23 protein-coding genes and 1 pseudogene are annotated in these 14,904 nt (G+C 60.9%); 8 read left to right on the forward strand and 16 right to left on the reverse strand.

Annotated features, from left to right (window positions below; all coding sequences use genetic code 11):
* The 3 genes from H9532_RS16060 to H9532_RS10750 form a co-directional block, all read right to left on the reverse strand.
* Window positions 1-153: transposase (locus H9532_RS16060; RefSeq protein ID WP_366664563.1), on the reverse strand; the 153-nt coding region annotated here is incomplete at its 3' end.
* Window positions 154-466: 313 nt separating this feature from the next.
* Window positions 467-634 carry a hypothetical protein gene (locus tag H9532_RS10745; protein ID WP_296368270.1) on the reverse strand — a complete coding sequence of 56 codons (168 nt, stop codon included), beginning with the start codon at window positions 632-634 and terminating at the stop codon, window positions 467-469.
* Between the two features lie 32 nt (window positions 635-666).
* Complete coding sequence (locus H9532_RS10750) at window positions 667-1,029, reverse strand: transposase family protein (RefSeq protein WP_296368272.1); 363 nt, start codon at window positions 1,027-1,029, stop codon at window positions 667-669.
* A gap of 84 nt (window positions 1,030-1,113) precedes the next feature.
* Between H9532_RS10750 and H9532_RS10755 the strand changes: the two genes are divergently transcribed.
* Together H9532_RS10755 and H9532_RS10760 are read left to right on the forward strand one after the other, a co-directional pair.
* Window positions 1,114-1,731: an ISAs1 family transposase gene (locus tag H9532_RS10755; RefSeq protein ID WP_296368273.1), complete on the forward strand. Its 618-nt coding sequence runs from the start codon at window positions 1,114-1,116 to the stop codon at window positions 1,729-1,731.
* Between the two features lie 307 nt (window positions 1,732-2,038).
* On the forward strand, window positions 2,039-2,278 hold the full coding sequence (locus tag H9532_RS10760) for a hypothetical protein (protein WP_296368276.1): 240 nt from the start codon (window positions 2,039-2,041) through the stop codon (window positions 2,276-2,278).
* A gap of 159 nt (window positions 2,279-2,437) precedes the next feature.
* Here H9532_RS10760 and H9532_RS10765 read toward each other — a convergent pair whose 3' ends face one another.
* The 7 genes and pseudogenes from H9532_RS10765 to H9532_RS10795 all read right to left on the reverse strand — a co-directional run.
* The gene (locus H9532_RS10765; RefSeq protein WP_296368279.1) at window positions 2,438-2,608 is read right to left on the reverse strand and encodes a hypothetical protein; all 171 of its coding nucleotides are present in this window, start codon (window positions 2,606-2,608) and stop codon (window positions 2,438-2,440) included.
* A gap of 257 nt (window positions 2,609-2,865) precedes the next feature.
* On the reverse strand, window positions 2,866-4,083 hold the full coding sequence (locus H9532_RS10770) for a hypothetical protein (RefSeq protein WP_296368281.1): 1,218 nt from the start codon (window positions 4,081-4,083) through the stop codon (window positions 2,866-2,868).
* A gap of 591 nt (window positions 4,084-4,674) precedes the next feature.
* Window positions 4,675-6,477 (reverse strand): M4 family metallopeptidase, encoded by a 1,803-nt coding sequence (locus H9532_RS10775; protein ID WP_296368283.1) that lies wholly within the window; start codon window positions 6,475-6,477, stop codon window positions 4,675-4,677.
* Window positions 6,478-6,554: 77 nt separating this feature from the next.
* Window positions 6,555-7,100 (reverse strand): ISAs1 family transposase, encoded by a 546-nt coding sequence (locus H9532_RS10780; protein WP_366664564.1) that lies wholly within the window; start codon window positions 7,098-7,100, stop codon window positions 6,555-6,557.
* Window positions 7,097-7,549, reverse strand: coding sequence for an ISAs1 family transposase (locus H9532_RS10785; protein WP_296368285.1), 453 nt, complete (start codon window positions 7,547-7,549; stop codon window positions 7,097-7,099). Before H9532_RS10785 ends, H9532_RS10780 begins: the two co-directional genes overlap by 4 nt.
* A 31-nt stretch (window positions 7,550-7,580) precedes the next feature.
* A complete protein-coding gene (locus H9532_RS10790) occupies window positions 7,581-7,736 on the reverse strand; it encodes a hypothetical protein (protein ID WP_296368288.1) in 156 nt (51 codons plus the stop codon).
* Window positions 7,737-7,801: 65 nt separating this feature from the next.
* A pseudogene (locus H9532_RS10795) lies at window positions 7,802-8,473 on the reverse strand (alpha-amylase family glycosyl hydrolase); the annotation flags it as partial.
* 33 nt (window positions 8,474-8,506) lie between these two features.
* Between H9532_RS10795 and H9532_RS10800 the strand changes: the two are divergent.
* Together H9532_RS10800 and H9532_RS10805 are read left to right on the forward strand one after the other, a co-directional pair.
* Window positions 8,507-8,797, forward strand: a complete 291-nt coding sequence (locus tag H9532_RS10800) for a hypothetical protein (protein WP_296368290.1) — start codon at window positions 8,507-8,509, stop codon at window positions 8,795-8,797.
* Window positions 8,794-9,342, forward strand: a complete 549-nt coding sequence (locus tag H9532_RS10805) for a hypothetical protein (RefSeq protein ID WP_296368294.1) — start codon at window positions 8,794-8,796, stop codon at window positions 9,340-9,342. The genes H9532_RS10800 and H9532_RS10805 overlap by 4 nt, the downstream gene beginning before the upstream one ends.
* A gap of 1 nt (window position 9,343) precedes the next feature.
* On the opposite strand, the gene H9532_RS10810 is transcribed toward H9532_RS10805, so the two are convergent.
* Window positions 9,344-10,135: a response regulator transcription factor gene (locus tag H9532_RS10810; protein WP_296368296.1), complete on the reverse strand. Its 792-nt coding sequence runs from the start codon at window positions 10,133-10,135 to the stop codon at window positions 9,344-9,346.
* A gap of 81 nt (window positions 10,136-10,216) precedes the next feature.
* Between H9532_RS10810 and H9532_RS10815 the strand changes: the two genes are divergently transcribed.
* Window positions 10,217-10,483, forward strand: coding sequence for a DUF6761 family protein (locus H9532_RS10815; RefSeq protein ID WP_010303359.1), 267 nt, complete (start codon window positions 10,217-10,219; stop codon window positions 10,481-10,483).
* A 28-nt stretch (window positions 10,484-10,511) separates the two neighbouring features.
* Here the strand turns inward: H9532_RS10815 and grxD are convergent, their stop codons facing one another.
* The 4 genes from grxD to H9532_RS10835 are packed head-to-tail and all read right to left on the reverse strand — an operon-like array spanning window position 10,512 to window position 12,408.
* Window positions 10,512-10,832, reverse strand: a complete 321-nt coding sequence (grxD, locus tag H9532_RS10820; protein WP_010303363.1) for a Grx4 family monothiol glutaredoxin — start codon at window positions 10,830-10,832, stop codon at window positions 10,512-10,514.
* Window positions 10,833-10,835: 3 nt separating this feature from the next.
* Window positions 10,836-11,072 carry a BolA family protein gene (locus H9532_RS10825; RefSeq protein WP_010303368.1) on the reverse strand — a complete coding sequence of 79 codons (237 nt, stop codon included), beginning with the start codon at window positions 11,070-11,072 and terminating at the stop codon, window positions 10,836-10,838.
* A gap of 49 nt (window positions 11,073-11,121) precedes the next feature.
* Window positions 11,122-11,658, reverse strand: a complete 537-nt coding sequence (locus H9532_RS10830; RefSeq protein ID WP_296368304.1) for a hypothetical protein — start codon at window positions 11,656-11,658, stop codon at window positions 11,122-11,124.
* Between the two features lie 9 nt (window positions 11,659-11,667).
* The gene (locus tag H9532_RS10835) at window positions 11,668-12,408 is read right to left on the reverse strand and encodes a 1-acyl-sn-glycerol-3-phosphate acyltransferase (RefSeq protein WP_296368307.1); all 741 of its coding nucleotides are present in this window, start codon (window positions 12,406-12,408) and stop codon (window positions 11,668-11,670) included.
* Between the two features lie 161 nt (window positions 12,409-12,569).
* On the opposite strand from H9532_RS10835, the gene H9532_RS10840 reads away from it, so the two are divergent.
* Window positions 12,570-13,319: a pyridoxine 5'-phosphate synthase gene (locus H9532_RS10840; RefSeq protein ID WP_296368310.1), complete on the forward strand. Its 750-nt coding sequence runs from the start codon at window positions 12,570-12,572 to the stop codon at window positions 13,317-13,319.
* On the forward strand, window positions 13,316-13,636 hold the full coding sequence (locus H9532_RS10845; protein WP_296368312.1) for an MgPME-cyclase complex family protein: 321 nt from the start codon (window positions 13,316-13,318) through the stop codon (window positions 13,634-13,636). The genes H9532_RS10840 and H9532_RS10845 overlap by 4 nt, the downstream gene beginning before the upstream one ends.
* 143 nt (window positions 13,637-13,779) lie before the next feature.
* On the opposite strand, the gene H9532_RS10850 is transcribed toward H9532_RS10845, so the two are convergent.
* Entirely contained in the window at window positions 13,780-14,133 is a 354-nt protein-coding gene (locus tag H9532_RS10850; RefSeq protein WP_296368313.1) for a hypothetical protein, read from the reverse strand.
* Window positions 14,134-14,225: 92 nt separating this feature from the next.
* On the opposite strand from H9532_RS10850, the gene H9532_RS10855 reads away from it, so the two are divergent.
* Window positions 14,226-14,903 (forward strand): metallophosphoesterase, encoded by a 678-nt coding sequence (locus H9532_RS10855; RefSeq protein WP_296368315.1) that lies wholly within the window; start codon window positions 14,226-14,228, stop codon window positions 14,901-14,903.
* Window position 14,904: the final 1 nt, after the last annotated feature.

A 14,904-nucleotide genomic window follows, 5' to 3' on the forward strand; every position in this document is an offset into this window, starting at 1 on the left:
GATCCCATCGAGCCGTAGGGCATTGATGGCCAGGCTGCGGAGAGTGGCCAGGATTTGGACGCCGTTGTTCTCCCGGTAGCGGTGGGCGTCTTCTCGCAGCGGCACGTCCCGTACCCAGTGCCAGCTGTTTTCGATCGACCAGCGCTGGCGGATTGCTCTGAGTAGGGCCTACCGCAAGCGGAAGCCCTCAGGGCTAGGGCACCGGTGCGCAAACTCAAGACGTAGTAACGGATCTCGTCCTGCGGCTTGCCCTCGCGAATGCCATGGCTACGCACGGCGATGATCGTCGCACTGCCCGGCCACTGCTCCATCACCCACTCCGGTGCCGACATGGCCCGCAACTCACAGGTGATGTGACGACCTCGCTTGATTTCCCGCTTGCTGGTGCGCCAGTGGATCCGGCGGCTGTAGGTGAGCCGATCTCGGATCAACTGGAACCCTTTGCGGCGCCCGTGCTTGACGGCGATCAGGAAGTCGGCGCCGCGCTGGGCGAGGTAGAGGAAAAAGGGCGGTTCGCGTGCAGCGCGTCAGCCTGAATGAGCACTCCCTCGAGCTCGACGGCCTCAAGCAACTGGCGCAGGGCCTGAATCTCACCACTGGCATCGGTGGAGTATGTGGTCTGGGCAATCGCCACGCCCAGCGATTGGGAGTAGAGGCTTACCTGGGCTATGTAGACGCAGTCGGCCGGAGGCCGTAACGCGCTGCGCCGTTTTCGTTCTCAGCGATGGAACCACGCAGCGTCTTGCCATCACACACCAAGGTATCCAGCGTCTCTGTCACACCCGGTTGAGCCGCCATCCAGTCGCGGAGCAGGGTCTCAAAGCCAGGCACATCCAACTGGGCGAGCAGAAGCCGGAACGTGGAATCAGACGGCGACTTCCGGAAATCAGTCCCCAGCAGCTCGTTGAGCGCCTGGTGATGGCGTTTGGCAAAACGCTCCATCCCCACAAGCGAGCCCTGGCCGCTCAGGATCGAGAGGATGGCCACCAGCAGCATCCACCACTGGGGAAAGCGGATACCCCGGCGCATCCCAGGGCTGATTCAAAGTGTGTCACAGGTTGTCTTGCCGGGGCTCTGGGCGTGGGTTGAGGTCGGTGGGATTGCCCCCTCTCAGTGCTCCAAAGCGTTTCTGCAGCAACCGATCTCGACCTGATCAGCTTCCTCAAGGCGATCCCCGATGCCCGGATGCGTCGAGGGGTTCGCATCCCGGCCTGGTACCTGTTGCTGGTGGCGGTGCTCGGCATCCTGAGCAAATGCGAGAGCCTGCGCGATCTGGAGCGTTTTGCCCGACGCCACCACGCCGTGCTGAACGAGGCCCTTGGCCTTGAGCTCAAGCGTCCTCCCTCCGATTCCGCCTTCCGCTACTTCTTCCTGCAGGTGGACGTGGCTGCCGTCTGTGCCGCCATCCGGGATTGGACCATCGCCCAGATCCCCGGTGGGGCAGGCGATCTCGATCAGTTGATCTGTGACAGCAAGACCCTCCGGGGCTCGATTGAGACCACCAGTGGTGGTGGTTCTGCGTTCATCGCCCAGGTGACGCTTTACTCGGCAGCCTTGGGTGTAGCGATCGCTCAGGCCTGCTACGCCACTGGAGAGGATCACGAGCGCGCCGTGCTCCAGAAGCTGCTCGGGGAGCTCGACCTTGAGGGAGTGCTGATCCAGGCGGATGCGCTCCACACGCAGCAAGCGTTTTTCGACAACTCAAGGAGCAGGGGGCCGACTTCCTGCTGACGGTCAAGGCCAACCAAAAGAAGCTCTACCGGCAGATCGCCGATCAGCTGCTTGGAAAGCGCAAGATCCCGTTCATGGCAACCGATCACGAGATCGGCCATGGCCGTGATACCCGCTGGACGTTGAGGGCGAAAGAAGCTCCGGAGCACATCAAGGCGAACTGGCATGGCACCAGCTGGATCACCGAGGTGATCGCTGCCGGGATCCGTGATGGCAAGCGGTTCAAGGCGACGCACAGGTATGGCCTCCGGCCGACTTCGTCTACATCACCAGCCTGCGCACCACCCCAAATGCACTGCTCAGGCTGGTGAGAGAGCGCTGGAGTATCGAGAGCTGGCACTGGATTCGTGACACCCAGCTCCATGAGGACGACCATCGTTACAGCGGCAACGGTGCCGGCGTGATGGCAGCGCTGCGCACAGCTGGACTGAACCTGCTGCGCCTGGCCGGTTTCGACTCGATCCGCGAGGGCCTGCAGGCAGTGATGCATGACATCAAGGCACTGCTGGCGATGGCGACGCGGCAACCACGGCAAAAGCCGGCGTGAAACTTTGAATCAGCCCTGCGGCGCATCCGGCAATCCGGCAGCGCCTTGAGGAAGCTGATCAGATCGCTTGCAGCGACTGGCGAAGTGGCGGGCTCGGAAAGCCAATGGACAGGAGCGGTTCCCGCACACGGCACCGTAAGCGCAGCGGCCCAGCCAGGGCTACGAAGACAGACTTCTAATAGGCCCTGGGCCGAGTACCGCCACCAACAACAGGAACCACTGCGGATAACGCACCCCGCGGCGATAGCGGCCATCGGGAATCGCCTTGAGAAAGCTGATCAGATCATCCGGCGCACTCAGATCGGCTGCAGCGGAGGAGGTTTCGAGCAACCGCTGCGCGGAAGACTGCGTCTACGGGAGCGGTGAGACCCGCTGACAAAACCCAATGGTGCCAGGCCCGCCAAGAGCTACAGGGTCAGACTTTTAGGCGGCCCTACGTTTTGAGCAGCCCCCACACGCCCAGGCAGGACCTCCTGGATAAGGCCAGACCAGATGGTCATCTCTGGCGATGTTATTAGCTCTGACGAGATGCCTCGGATTCATGGTTGGCATCCAACCATTCCGATCGCCATTGAGCCTTGTTTATCCTACCGATAATTCAAGAACTCGTCTGAAGTAAAATCTGTGTTTATCCATCGACCATCACGCATAATCTGCAGCATAAAGATTCCCTCATCGTGCCATGTAACTCCAGCGTTAATTTCTCTCCATCGAAATTGTCGTTCCTCGATCTCATCTCTGTACCGCCGGATTTCTTTGGGCAGAGGATGCCTGTCCGGGAGTGGCTCTACATCTGGATTCCCATCTGCGAAGAACGTCTTGAGCACTTCATCAGTGGCCTGGTTATCTTCAAGGGTATTCAGAATTCTATTCTGACTTAGGCTGTCCTCGCTTAGGCTTTCATCACCCACGAGAACCCTAAATGCGTCCTTGTGTTCCTCCCGAACAAACAACTCAGAAAACTTCCTTAGGCCCCCTTTCCCATACTGAGCCTCGATAAGGCTCAACAGACGAACTAACTCGTGTTGAATCTGGTCTCGTGCTAATTCGAGAACATCTCCATGATAGCGATCTTTGATAGTGTCTTTAGCGAGTGGCCCGAGGAATCGTTTTGAAAGGGTGCCGGCAAGCCCGCCATGATCAAAGCCGGCATAGCGCTGGTTGGTCACTGTGTCCACAATCGGAACACTATTGCCATAGCCGTAAAGCAGCCCATTCACTTCACCTGTCATCAGGCCACCGATGACTTCGCCGCGGTCTGTTTTGCTGCTCACGACATATGTGAAGGAATCGACCAGCCATACATCCGTCCTGCCCCAGGCTGTGATCGGATCATCGAAGCCACTCTCCAGAGATACGACTTTCGTTGCCCCAATCTGCTTAAGAGGTTTCAGTTCCTCAAAGAAACCATATCCTTCGTCAAGCAGTCGTTGATTGCCTGTGAAGCCTGCTCGGGCCAGCTCGTACCAGTTACTGTGGGAATAGAAATCCTGAAGAGCGTGCGTAATTCTTCCAAAGTACTTAAAGACCTCGTTCGGGCTTCGTTCGTAGCTCCTCAGAGCCTCTCTGTAACCGTCGTTGATCTTAGCCGTAGACTCTGCAAGTTTGTTATTATCAAAGTGATACGCATTTGTATACTGTCCACCGTAGATCGGAATCACGCTATCTGTCTGCTCCTGTGACTTGTTGATCAGCTTAATTGCTTTCTCATTAAGGAGCGGCAGGTATTGTTCGATTTGATCGGTGTGGATCTTTGTGTCAAACCTGTTGGCAAGGTTTGATGGGTGCCCTGAATGATTCCGCATGCTAGGCGTGGCTGTTTTGCTAAGACGGGCTTTTGTACTCGTCGGATTCTAGTTGGGAAGAATCTTGATCCTTACTTTAGCTTGCATCTGCGCTCGGTGATGCATGACTTCACGGGACCGCTGGCGATGGCCCGGCACCAACCAGAAACCAACCCATAGCCTGACTATGAATCAGTCCTGGGTCGTTGGTGCCTCAGTCGAGCCTAACTCGAGCAGTCGAAACCTATTGTTCAGCCCCGTTACTCCTCCCCCAGCTACTTTGATGCCATAACCGCCCGTACGGTGAGCAGGTTGGCGATGCGGATCAGGTTGTAGGCCAACCTCCTCACCTTGCGCAGGGGATGAAAAGTGTCGACTCGGTCTTCTGTGGGGATGCACATAGCAGTGGACCATTGCCTTGCTGCTGGCCGCGAATCCACTACGTGCTGCTGGTTCATTCTCCCGCAGATCGATGGCTTTTTCAGCAACCTCCTAAGGCAAAGCCAGATGAAGTCATTGCAAGTAAAAGCGGACCGCCTCAGACGACCCGCCCAACGATTAACGCTCAAGGCAAAGAAACTTCCCAGCCCCAGCCTACTTAAAGTCAGCCATTCAACAGACAAGTGATACCTTTTCACCAAGAATAAACAGCTCTACTTCACCTGAGGTAAATGTAGAGAATTTCAAAGCCACAGAGCACTGACTACCAGAAACAATTGCATCAAATTCTGTATTAATGCTCACCACGCCAAGATCGTGACTCAGCACGGTACCGCCATCGTCACCCCTCGAAAATGTACCTACACCACTCCATACGAGACGATCCTTGTCAGCATCGAAATCAAGAATGCGATCATTCCCTTGAGAGACAATAAAGACATCACGACCTTTGCCTCCGATCAATACATCATCATCATTACCACCATCTAATTTGTCATTGCCATAGCCTCCATTCAAGCGATCGTTCCCGTCGAATCCGTATAGAAGGTCGTATCCAGCACGACCTTTGGCGATGTTATCACTTGCGCTTCCCAAGAACTCTTCATTGCCGGATGTTCCAGAAAAGTCCTTGGATTCAGAGTTACTCTGGATAGTGGTGAGTGCCGAAGGCTTTAATCCTCCATCCACACCGACAGCATCCCAAGCCTTAGCAATCTGTTGGACATCTTGATTTGTCAGTCTTGGAACACCAGGGTAGACATCAGATACGCTTTTTCTCGTTAAATCATTTGCCGCCTTTAAAGTTGCCTCTCTAGCATCAGAGTAATCCGAATTTGGCCCAAGGTAGACGGTTAAGGCCCGGTAGACAACACCTTGCATTTTGCTGAGGCCAACGCTCTTGACGTTGTATGCGTAGCCGTTGTCGTTGACGCCTGAGCCTGCTCCGCCGTCCTTGGCTCCTTCAGAGGCAATAACAAACCAATGGTTCAAAACCCCACTGTTAATGTGGACGCCTCCGAGATCTACGCCCGCTAAATATGTATTTGACCAGTTTTCACCCAGATAGGTTGAAGGTTGATCATAATTCTTTGGGCTCTTCATATCCCTGATCGGAAAGCTGCCATCTCCCATAATCCAAGACCAGTCGTTACTCTGGAAGCCCTTGTCCTTCGAGTAAACCTTGACTAATGTTCCAAAAATATCACTAATACCTTCGTCAAGAGCACCAGACTCTCCTGCATATTCAAAGTTGGCCGTGAACTGAGTGACACCATGCGTGAGTTCATGACCTAGGATATCGATTGCGGCCGGAACACCAATATTGCCGTTGCCGCCTCTGCGACCAACACCATCTAGATACGTCATCATCCCATAAACATTGCCGCGATAAGAGAACTGTATTTTTGACCACCACGCATTATGGCCATCTTCAACCTCAATATTCGAATCGATTCTTATTGGGGCTACGGCATTCAGCAGGTTGAGCTCGCCGTTTCCATCAACACCATTGCGATTAAATTGGTCAAAATAATAGTCTAGAGTTTGATTAGCCCCGTAGTGAATGTCCAGAGCTCGTCCCGCAATCTGGCCAGCCCTAGTATCGGGATCCCAATGCCATGTGTTGTTAACGCTTTCAAAGGGCTTTGCCTCAAGGTAGCCTGCCAACGTATCCGAAGCTTCCGCAGATGCAAGGATTGTCGTATTGGCAAAATCAAGGGTCTGGATAGATTTGTTCAAATAGTGCCCATCTCTCTCAATTGTCTCACGAGTGACTAGCGCATGCGTAGTTGGATCATATTGATACAGCAATTTACTTACAGGAATAACCTGCTGCCCATTGAGAGCTGTGTTAACAGTTGCGACATCTGGCTCAATATCAAGCGCCAATACAGCCGAAACTGGATAGGTACTTGGGATTTGATACACCTGAAAAACGCGCTCACTTGGGTGTCCCATCGGTAAAATCAAAACCATATTCTAGAGCAAGCCCATAACAGAACATCAAAAGTTCCCTATGATTTCTGAGTGTCAGGGCCAGGGCTCATTAGAAGTCAAGCAGAATTCAGTGCCTGACACGGTTCTCGCCAGCCCAGCAGTGCCAGAAGCCCCCTGATGTCATGGGCCAGAGCCGCCAGCCCCTCAGTGATCGACCAGTAGCCCTCGAGCTGTAGGGCATTCATGGCCAGGCTGCGGAGCGTGGCCATGATCCGCACGCCGTTGCTCTCGCGGTAGCGATGCGCGTCCTCCCGGAGCTGGGTGTCGCGTGGCCAGTGCCAGGAGTTCTCGATCGACCAGCGGTCGCGCACGTGCTGCAGCAGAGCCTCGGCTCGAGTGCGCAAACTTGAGACGTAGTAACGGGTCTCATCGACCGGTTTGCCGTCGCGGGTGCCTTTGCAGCGAACTTCCAGGACTGTGGCGCTGCCCGGCCAGTTCTCCATCATCCACGCCGGGGCCGGCATGCCCCGCAGCATCCAGGTGAGGTCCCTGCCGCGTTTGCGTTCACGCTTGCTGGCTTGCCACGGTGCCTTACGGCCATAGGTGAGCCGATCACAGATCACCTGAAAGCCCTTGCGACCACTGTGCTTTACAGCGATCAGGCAGTCGGCGTCACGCTGCTCGAGGTAGAGGAAAAAGGGCGATTTGCATGCAGCGCGTCGGCCTGCACCAGCAAGCCGTTGAGCTCGACGCGATCCAACAGCTGGCGCAAGGCCGCGATCTCGCCGCCGGCATCGGTGGCGTAGGTGTTTTGGGCAATGGCTACCCCAAGGGTGTTGGAGTACAGGCTCACCTGGGCGATAAAACGCGCTGCGCCAGAAGCGGTTTGATCGATCGAACCCCGCAGGGTCTTACCGTCACACACCAGGGTGTCGACAGACTCGGTGACGCCAGGCTGGGCAGCCATCCACTGCTGCAGCAGGGCATCGAAGCCATCGACATCGAGCTGAGAGAGGAGCAACCGGAAGGTCGAGTCCGACGGCGGGTTGGCCATGTGGGTGCCGAGCAGCTCGTTGAGGGTCTTGCGGTGGCGTTTGGCAAAACGCTCCATCCCGAGCAACGAACCCTGGTTGCTGTAGGCGTCAGCCTTGCGCGAAGCGGTTGATGGCCAGGATCGCCATCAGCAGCATCCACCACTGCGGGTAGCGAATCCCCCGGCGCAGACGGCAATCGGGAAGCGCCTTGAGGAAGCTGATCAGATCCGTTGCAGCGGCTGGGTTCTCAAGCGGCGAGGTCAAGAGATATGGGCGTGACCTGCGCACCAAACCGGAGCTGAGCGCCGCACGCCAGAGCTACTGGGACAGACTTCTAATGGGCCCTGATCGATACCCCGCTCGATCCAGTGGCGCCCCACCGCCAGCAGGTGCTCCCGCACCGCAGGGTTGGCGTGGTTGAACTTCGGCAGCGCCGGATAACACCACCAGCTGTGGATATCCGCAGGGTTCACCCGGCTCTGGATAGGGCTTGAGGGGCCAGTGCTCGGTGATGAACCAGTCGGCATAGGGCGAGGCCGGGCCGTTCTCCAGCAGATGGTGAAACGCCCAAAAGCCCCGGCCGCAGTGGTTAAACACACCATCGAGGATCAGTCGCATCCCCCGCCGCTTCAGCTCCGCCACCAGCGCATCAAAGGCTTGATCACCGCCAAGTAAGGGATCCACCTGGAAGTAGTCGTAGGCGTGATAGCGGTGATTGGCCGCCGAACTGAAGATCGGGGTGAGATAGAGGCAGTGATGCCCAGCGCCTGCAGATGGTCGAGCCCCTCGATCACGCCATAGAGGTCTCCACCCTGAAACCCGGTGCGCGTGGGTGGATCGCCCCAGGGCTGCAGCGCCAAACCCTGCTGCGCCGCCACGCGGCCGCTGCGGCGAAAGCGATCGGGAAAGATCTGAGCCACCGCCGCCTCGGCGACCCAGGCGGGCGGACGGATGAAGGCAGAGCGGAGATCCGAACTCACGGCCACTCCAGCCCTCTCCATAGGGTGGCGTACCACCTTGCCCTCCGCAGCCCCATGGCCGCCTCCAGCGATGGCACTCCCAACGCCGCTGACCTGGCGCGCTACCTCGAGCAGCGCGGTGAGCTGAGCAAACCCTGGATGCTGCAACTGCTGCGGCTCACCAAGCTCAAGGAATCGCGGGATTCCATGGATCCCCAGGAGTACATGGAGGCCCTTCAGGAAGCCCATGCCGACCTGATGCGCCTGGGCGAGTTCTGGAAAGGCCGCGAGCAAGAAGTGTTCAGCGGGCGCTACGCCCCTTCCGCGGTGGTGGAGCCCCTGCCCGGTTCAGCCGAAGATCGATGAACACCGGAGGCGATCAGCCCACGGCCACAACAGCTGTCTTTCCGATGGCTCCGCTGATCCGCTTCACCCTGATCAGCTTGTATCTCGCCCTGGTGCTGCCGCTACCGGTGCTCGCTCCCTCCGAGCTCCAAGGCTGGCTCTGGGTTGCGTTGCCGCTTGGGCTGATGTTGATCCTGGCGCTGGTGAGCGAACAGGTGGAACTGAGCGACAGCGGAATCCGCGTCGGTCATGCGGCTTGGTGCCGTTGGTTGCTGCGTCGAGGCTGGCAGCTGCAGTGGGATGCGATCACAGGCCTCACACCCGTGGCCACCAGCCAAGGGGGTCGGGTCTTCTATGTGCGCACCCAAGAGGGATCGGCCTACCTGCTCCCGCAGCGGGTGCAAGCCTTCGAGGTGTTTCTGAGCCGCTTCAGCCAACACACAGGCCTCGATACCAGCTCGATCGGCCGGATAAGCCCACCTTGGACGTATCAGCTGCTGGCTGCGCTCTGCGGGTTAGGTCTCGCAGCCGAGGCCACTGCTGGTGTGTTGTTGTTGAACCGCTGAATCAGAAGCCTGAAGGCACAGGCGAGCGCATCGATTCACCCGCCTCAGACTCCGCCGGAATCGTGTCGAGACTGAAGCGATAGCCCTGCTGCCGCACGGTTTCAATGCCGCCGCCTTCGCCGAGGCCCGCCTGCTCGAGCTTGCGCCGCAGGGTGAGAACCTGGGTGTCGACCGAGCGGGGCCCGCCGCTGAATGGCGGCCAGGCCATGCGTAACAGCTCGCTGCGGTTTCGCACCACCCCTGGCGGCATCAGCAACGCACACAGGAGAGCAAATTCCCTGGGGCTCAGCTCCACCGGCTGATCGCGCAGCGTCACCTGACGCAGCAGCAAATGCACCTCCAGCGGGCCCACACACACGCGCTCCTGCAGGCCGCTGCGGCTGCGGCGCAGCAGCGAACGGCTGCGGGCCGCGAGCTCCTCCAGGCCAAAGGGTTTGCGCAGCACCTCATCGGCGCCGGCATCGAGCAAAGCCACCACAGGCTCGGAGCCCGAGCGCGCCGTGAGCACCATCACCGGGCAGCGGAGCTGGGCCGCCAGCTTCAACGCCGTGGTTTCCTCCAACAGCTCTGCTGCCACGAGCAGATCGGGGGTGAGGTCATCGCACAGGGCTACGGCTTCGGCGGCCGTGGCCACCGCCGCAGCCAGATAGCCGTCTTGGCGCAGGCGCTGGGCCAGCACCGTGCGCAGCGTGGGATGGGGATCGACCACCAACACACGCTTCAAGGCACTTTCAGATCCAGGGGCGGAACTGGTTGTGGAGCCGACAGCGGAGGAATCCACCTGCTTCTCCATGGTTCTGCCTACGCTATCCCTGTTTTCCTGGCCAGAGTGGTATCAGGCGATGCCTTGCCAGCTGTCCCATCCGGTCCAGTCATGACCGCCCTGCAACACCCCGACGCGATCCGCCACTTCCAATCCCTCTGTGATGCCTGCCAGTCGCTGGCCAGTCGCTATCACAGCCCGGCGGAGCTGCGCCTTTACGCCGACGGATACCTGCACGCCTTGCGCAAAACAGCGGTGCTTGATGCCCTCACCCAACGGCGCCTGGAAGAGCTGGTGGACCGCTGGATCATGGATCCCTCCAGCTTCATCGGCCCGGGCGATGACATGAGCACCCTTTACGAAACGGGCCGGAACTGAGCCGGCCCCCGAGCGCGTCCGGCTCTGATCAGGCCAGCGCCACCGCGAGCTTTTCGCGCAGTTCACCGGAGTTGTACATCTCGATCAGGATGTCGGATCCGCCGATGAACTCGCCGTTCACATACACCTGAGGGATGGTGGGCCAATCGGAGAACTCCTTGATGCCCTGACGGATCTCCATATCGGAGAGCACGTCGAAGGTTTCGAAGGCCACCCCCAGGGAGTTGAGGATCTGCACCACGTTGTTGCTGAAGCCGCACTGGGGCATCAACTTGCTGCCCTTCATGAACACGAACACGGGGCTGCTGCCCACCAGTTGTTCGATGCGTTGCTGGGTGGAGGCGTCCATGGTTCAGGCGGTGGGGGTGGAGGTCTGCAGGGCCAGGGCGTGAATGGCCTCGCTGGCCAGTTCGCTGCGCAGGGCGCCGTACACGAGCTGGTGCTGCTTGACGCGGCTCAGGCCGTCGAAAGCGGTGGAGACCACCGTCACCTGCAGGTGATCGCCGCCGCCGGTGAGGTCTTCCACCTCAACACGGGCATCCGGCAGCGCCTGGGTGATGGCAGCTCGCACCTGGTCGGGATGGACCATGAACTGGAGAGTCGCGAAGCGGGCTAGCGAGCGAATGTAGGCGCCGCGCTCACTGGGCTGCCGGAGCCGCGGTGGCGGCGGTGTAAGGCGTTGCCACAAAGCCCAGCTCCACCAAGCTCTGGTAGGCCTTCTGACCCTGGGGGCTGGTGGGCGACATGCGCTGCACCACGCGCACCAGCAGGGGCACCGCCACCTGGGGCTGGTTCATCCGGCGCAGCAGCGCGGCCAAGCGCAGCTCGATATTGGCCTGGAGCTCGGTGGCCTCACGACCCTTCTGATCCATCTCGCGCGGGATGCGGGCATCGAGGCCGCGGAAGGCACCGGAGAGGTTGCGGTAAGCGCTCACCAGATAGGTGGCGGCTTCCAGGGCCTGGTCGTAGTCGGTTTTGGCCTGGCTGAGCTTGCCGGCGGCGGCGGCGGCATCACCCTGGGCCACCTTGGCTTGCACCGACGCCAGGTTCAGGCCTGAGCTGGTGGATTCGAGCACCTTCTCAGGCTCCTGCTGGGCGCGCACCGGAAGGGTGGCCAGGCTGGGGGTCACCAACGCCAGGGCGCTGAGGGCAAGAGCGGCGATCGGCCGGCGCACGGCAACAAGTCAGACGTTGGAAAACTCTACGGGCGCTGCAAAGCCACCCTCAGCAGCGCTGCGGCCCACCACCGCCAGCGCCCGAGCCTCAGCGGCAGACATCGCCGCCGCCAGCTGCTCGCTGAAGTGCTTCGCCGCCTCGCGGCCGTGGCCCTGCACATGCAGCGGCGGCCCGAAGGCCAGGGCGGCGGAATCCCCCAAGCGAGGCACAGCGCGACCGTAGGCGATGCCGATGGGAAGCACCGGCACATCCAGGCCATGGGCCGAGGCCAGCAACGCCAAGCGCGACAACCCCTGCATCAGGCGGATCGGACCGGGCTCGCGCATGATCCGGCCCTCCGGAAACACCACCAGCTGCTGACCGGCCTCCAGCAGATCAACGGCAAAGCGCAGGCTGGCGGTCTGGGGCTTGAGCTGGTTCACCGGGAAGCAGCCCAACCGGTGCAGAAACCACCCCTGAATCCCCTTCATCTCATCGAGGGTGACCATGAAGCGGCAGTCGCGGCCGCTCACCCGCCGTCCGGCGGCGTAGGGGAGCATCAGCGCATCCCAGCGGGCCCGATGGGTGGGGGCCATCAACACCGGACCACTGAGGGGCAGATGCTCGCGGCCGATCACGTGCAGCCGGCCAAAGAAACCCTTGAGAGCCACGTCCTGGGTGACCACCATCGCCAGTGGCGACAGCCAGGGGCTGATGCCATTGCACAGGCTCTGTTCGCGCTTACTCAGCTGACTGGACGCCGTCGCCACCGTCTCGCGGCCTGCTCGGCCAATCCGTTCCGTTCAACGTAGGAGCTCATCCAGGCGCCAATCGCCGCGGACGGGCACTTCCCCCTGCGGCCGCTGCAACCTCCGCCCCATGCGGTGGCCGCAGCCCCATCCATAGGATCCGGCCAGACGCCCCCGATGCAATGGCCAGCCTTGGCGTGAACATCGATCACATCGCCAACGTGCGCCAGGCCCGCCGCACGGTGGAGCCCGATCCGGTGAGCTACGCGCTCTTGGCCGAGCTGGGCGGCGCCGATGGCATCACCGTGCACCTGCGCGAAGACCGCCGCCACATCCACGACCGCGATGTGGAGCTCCTGCGCCAGGTGGTGCGCAGCCGCCTCAATCTGGAGATGGCCGCCACGCCTGAAATGGAGGCGATCGCCCTGCGCATCAAGCCCGACATGGTGACCCTGGTGCCGGAGAAGCGCGAAGAGGTGACCACCGAAGGCGGCCTCGATGTGGCCGGCCAGCTGCAGCCGCTCCAGGGCCTGGTGGGCCGACTGCAGGAGGCAGGGATCGGCGTGAGCCTGTTTGTGGATGCCGAGCCCGGCCAGCTGGAGGCCTGCCGCGCCACCGGCGCCCGTTGGGTGGAGCTGCACACCGGCACCTACGCCGAAGCCGATTGGCAGCAACAACCCCTGGAGCTCGCCCGCCTCACCGAGGGCAGCTTCATCGCCCGCAGCCTGGGGCTGCGCGTGAACGCCGGCCATGGCCTCACGTATCAAAACGTGGAACCGGTGGCGGCGATTGAGGGGATGGAGGAGCTCAACATCGGCCACACCATCGTGGCCCGCGCCCTGGCGGTGGGCCTGGAGGAGGCGGTGCGGCAGATGAAGGCTTTAGTTCAGAATCCCCGCCGGGAACCCCTGTTCGGCAGCACCAGTTCATGACCCAGTACCACTTCGTGGCCGCCAGCGAGACCTTCCTCACGGTGGAGGAGCCCCTCGATGAAGTGCTGCGCGAGCGGGTGCGCAACTACGGCGAACAGGGCAAGGAGATCGACTTCTGGCTGGTGAAGCGACCCGTCTTCCTGCAGGCGCCGGAGCTGAAGGCCATCGCCGATCAGGTGCCGCAGCCCGCCGCGGCCGTGGTCTCCACCGACGCCAAGTTCATCGAGTTCATGAAGCTGCGCCTTGAGTTCGTGGCCAAAGGCAGCTTCGAAGCCCCCAGCGCCTCCATCCCCGACGCTCTGGCCAGCGCAGCCTGAGGGGTCGAGCCGCCTATCGCCCAGGGGTCTGTCGTCGAAAGCCCCTCAAGAGAACACCCTGATTCCGTACAGCCTGTACAAAACCAGGGTGATCGGCACTGCGCGTTGCGAAGAAACCGGCCTACCGGCCCGGCGCCTCAGCCTCAGAACAGCCCCAGAAACTTCTTTCGGGGTTGCTCGCCATCAGCAGCGGCCTCGACGCGCCCCTGGTCGGCGTCTTGTTGGTAGCGGGGCTTGGCGTCGCCGATGGTGAGCAGGGCTTCTTTGTTCTTCCACCAGATCCAGTCACGGATGGGGGGAGTGCGGGTGAGCTCCGCGCGGGTGAGCCCCAGCCCAAGCTTGCTGGAGGCATCGAGCAGCACCTCCACCATCTGATCGCCGTTGCTGCAGTTCGCCAGCGCCTCGTTGGTGCGCTTGGCCCCATCGAGCGCTTTCACCAGGATCGAAACCCGCTGCCCCACCGACAGGGTGCGCGGATCCGTGGGCTGGCTGTCCATCAGCGCTGGCGTGGTTGCCGGAAGGTTAATGGCGTTGCAGGGATGACAGAACCGCCGCCGAATGGCAAGACTGGACGCAATGCGCCGTCGGCATGACGTCCTCCCAGCGCCGCTCTCACCACTGGGTGATCGGTGACGTTCATGGCTGCGCTGACGCCCTTGAGCAGTTGCTGCAGCGGCTTCCGGCGAGCGACCGGCTGATCTTCTGCGGCGATGCGATCAACCGCGGCCCAGGCATCGAGGCCAGCATGGAGCGCATCTGGGGCCTGGTGGAATCAGGGCGAGCGGTGTGGCTGCGGGGCAACCACGAACAGGATCTGATCAGCGGCCTGCAGCGCGGCAGCTGGCAGGCCGAGCGTCGCCTGGCCGGCTGCGATACCTACCGCCAACTGGGGGAAAGCCGCTGCAGTCAATGGCTCGAGCGGCTGCAGCACCTGCCTTTGGCTTACTGGGGCGATGGCTGGGTGGCCACCCATGCCGGCTTTGATCCGAGCACCTGGCAGCCGGATCTGCGGGTGCGGTTGGATTTCTGGCAGAACTACGACGGCCGCTTCGGCGACGTGGTGATCGGCCACACCCCCGGCCCCCACGTGCGCCGGCTTCATCACATCGTGATGGTGGACACAGGCGCCTGCTACGGCGGTGATCTGAGCGCCTACTGCCCCGAAACGCAGGCTGTGATGGCTGTTCCCGGTCTGCGGGCGGAGCAGGCCTCACCGCTGCCTGGCTTCCGCGCCCGTGCACCGGAGCCGGCTGCCGCCCTGGGCTGAG

It is taken from the genome of Vulcanococcus sp. Clear-D1 (assembly GCF_014654725.1).
In the GTDB taxonomy this organism is placed as follows: domain Bacteria; phylum Cyanobacteriota; class Cyanobacteriia; order PCC-6307; family Cyanobiaceae; genus Vulcanococcus.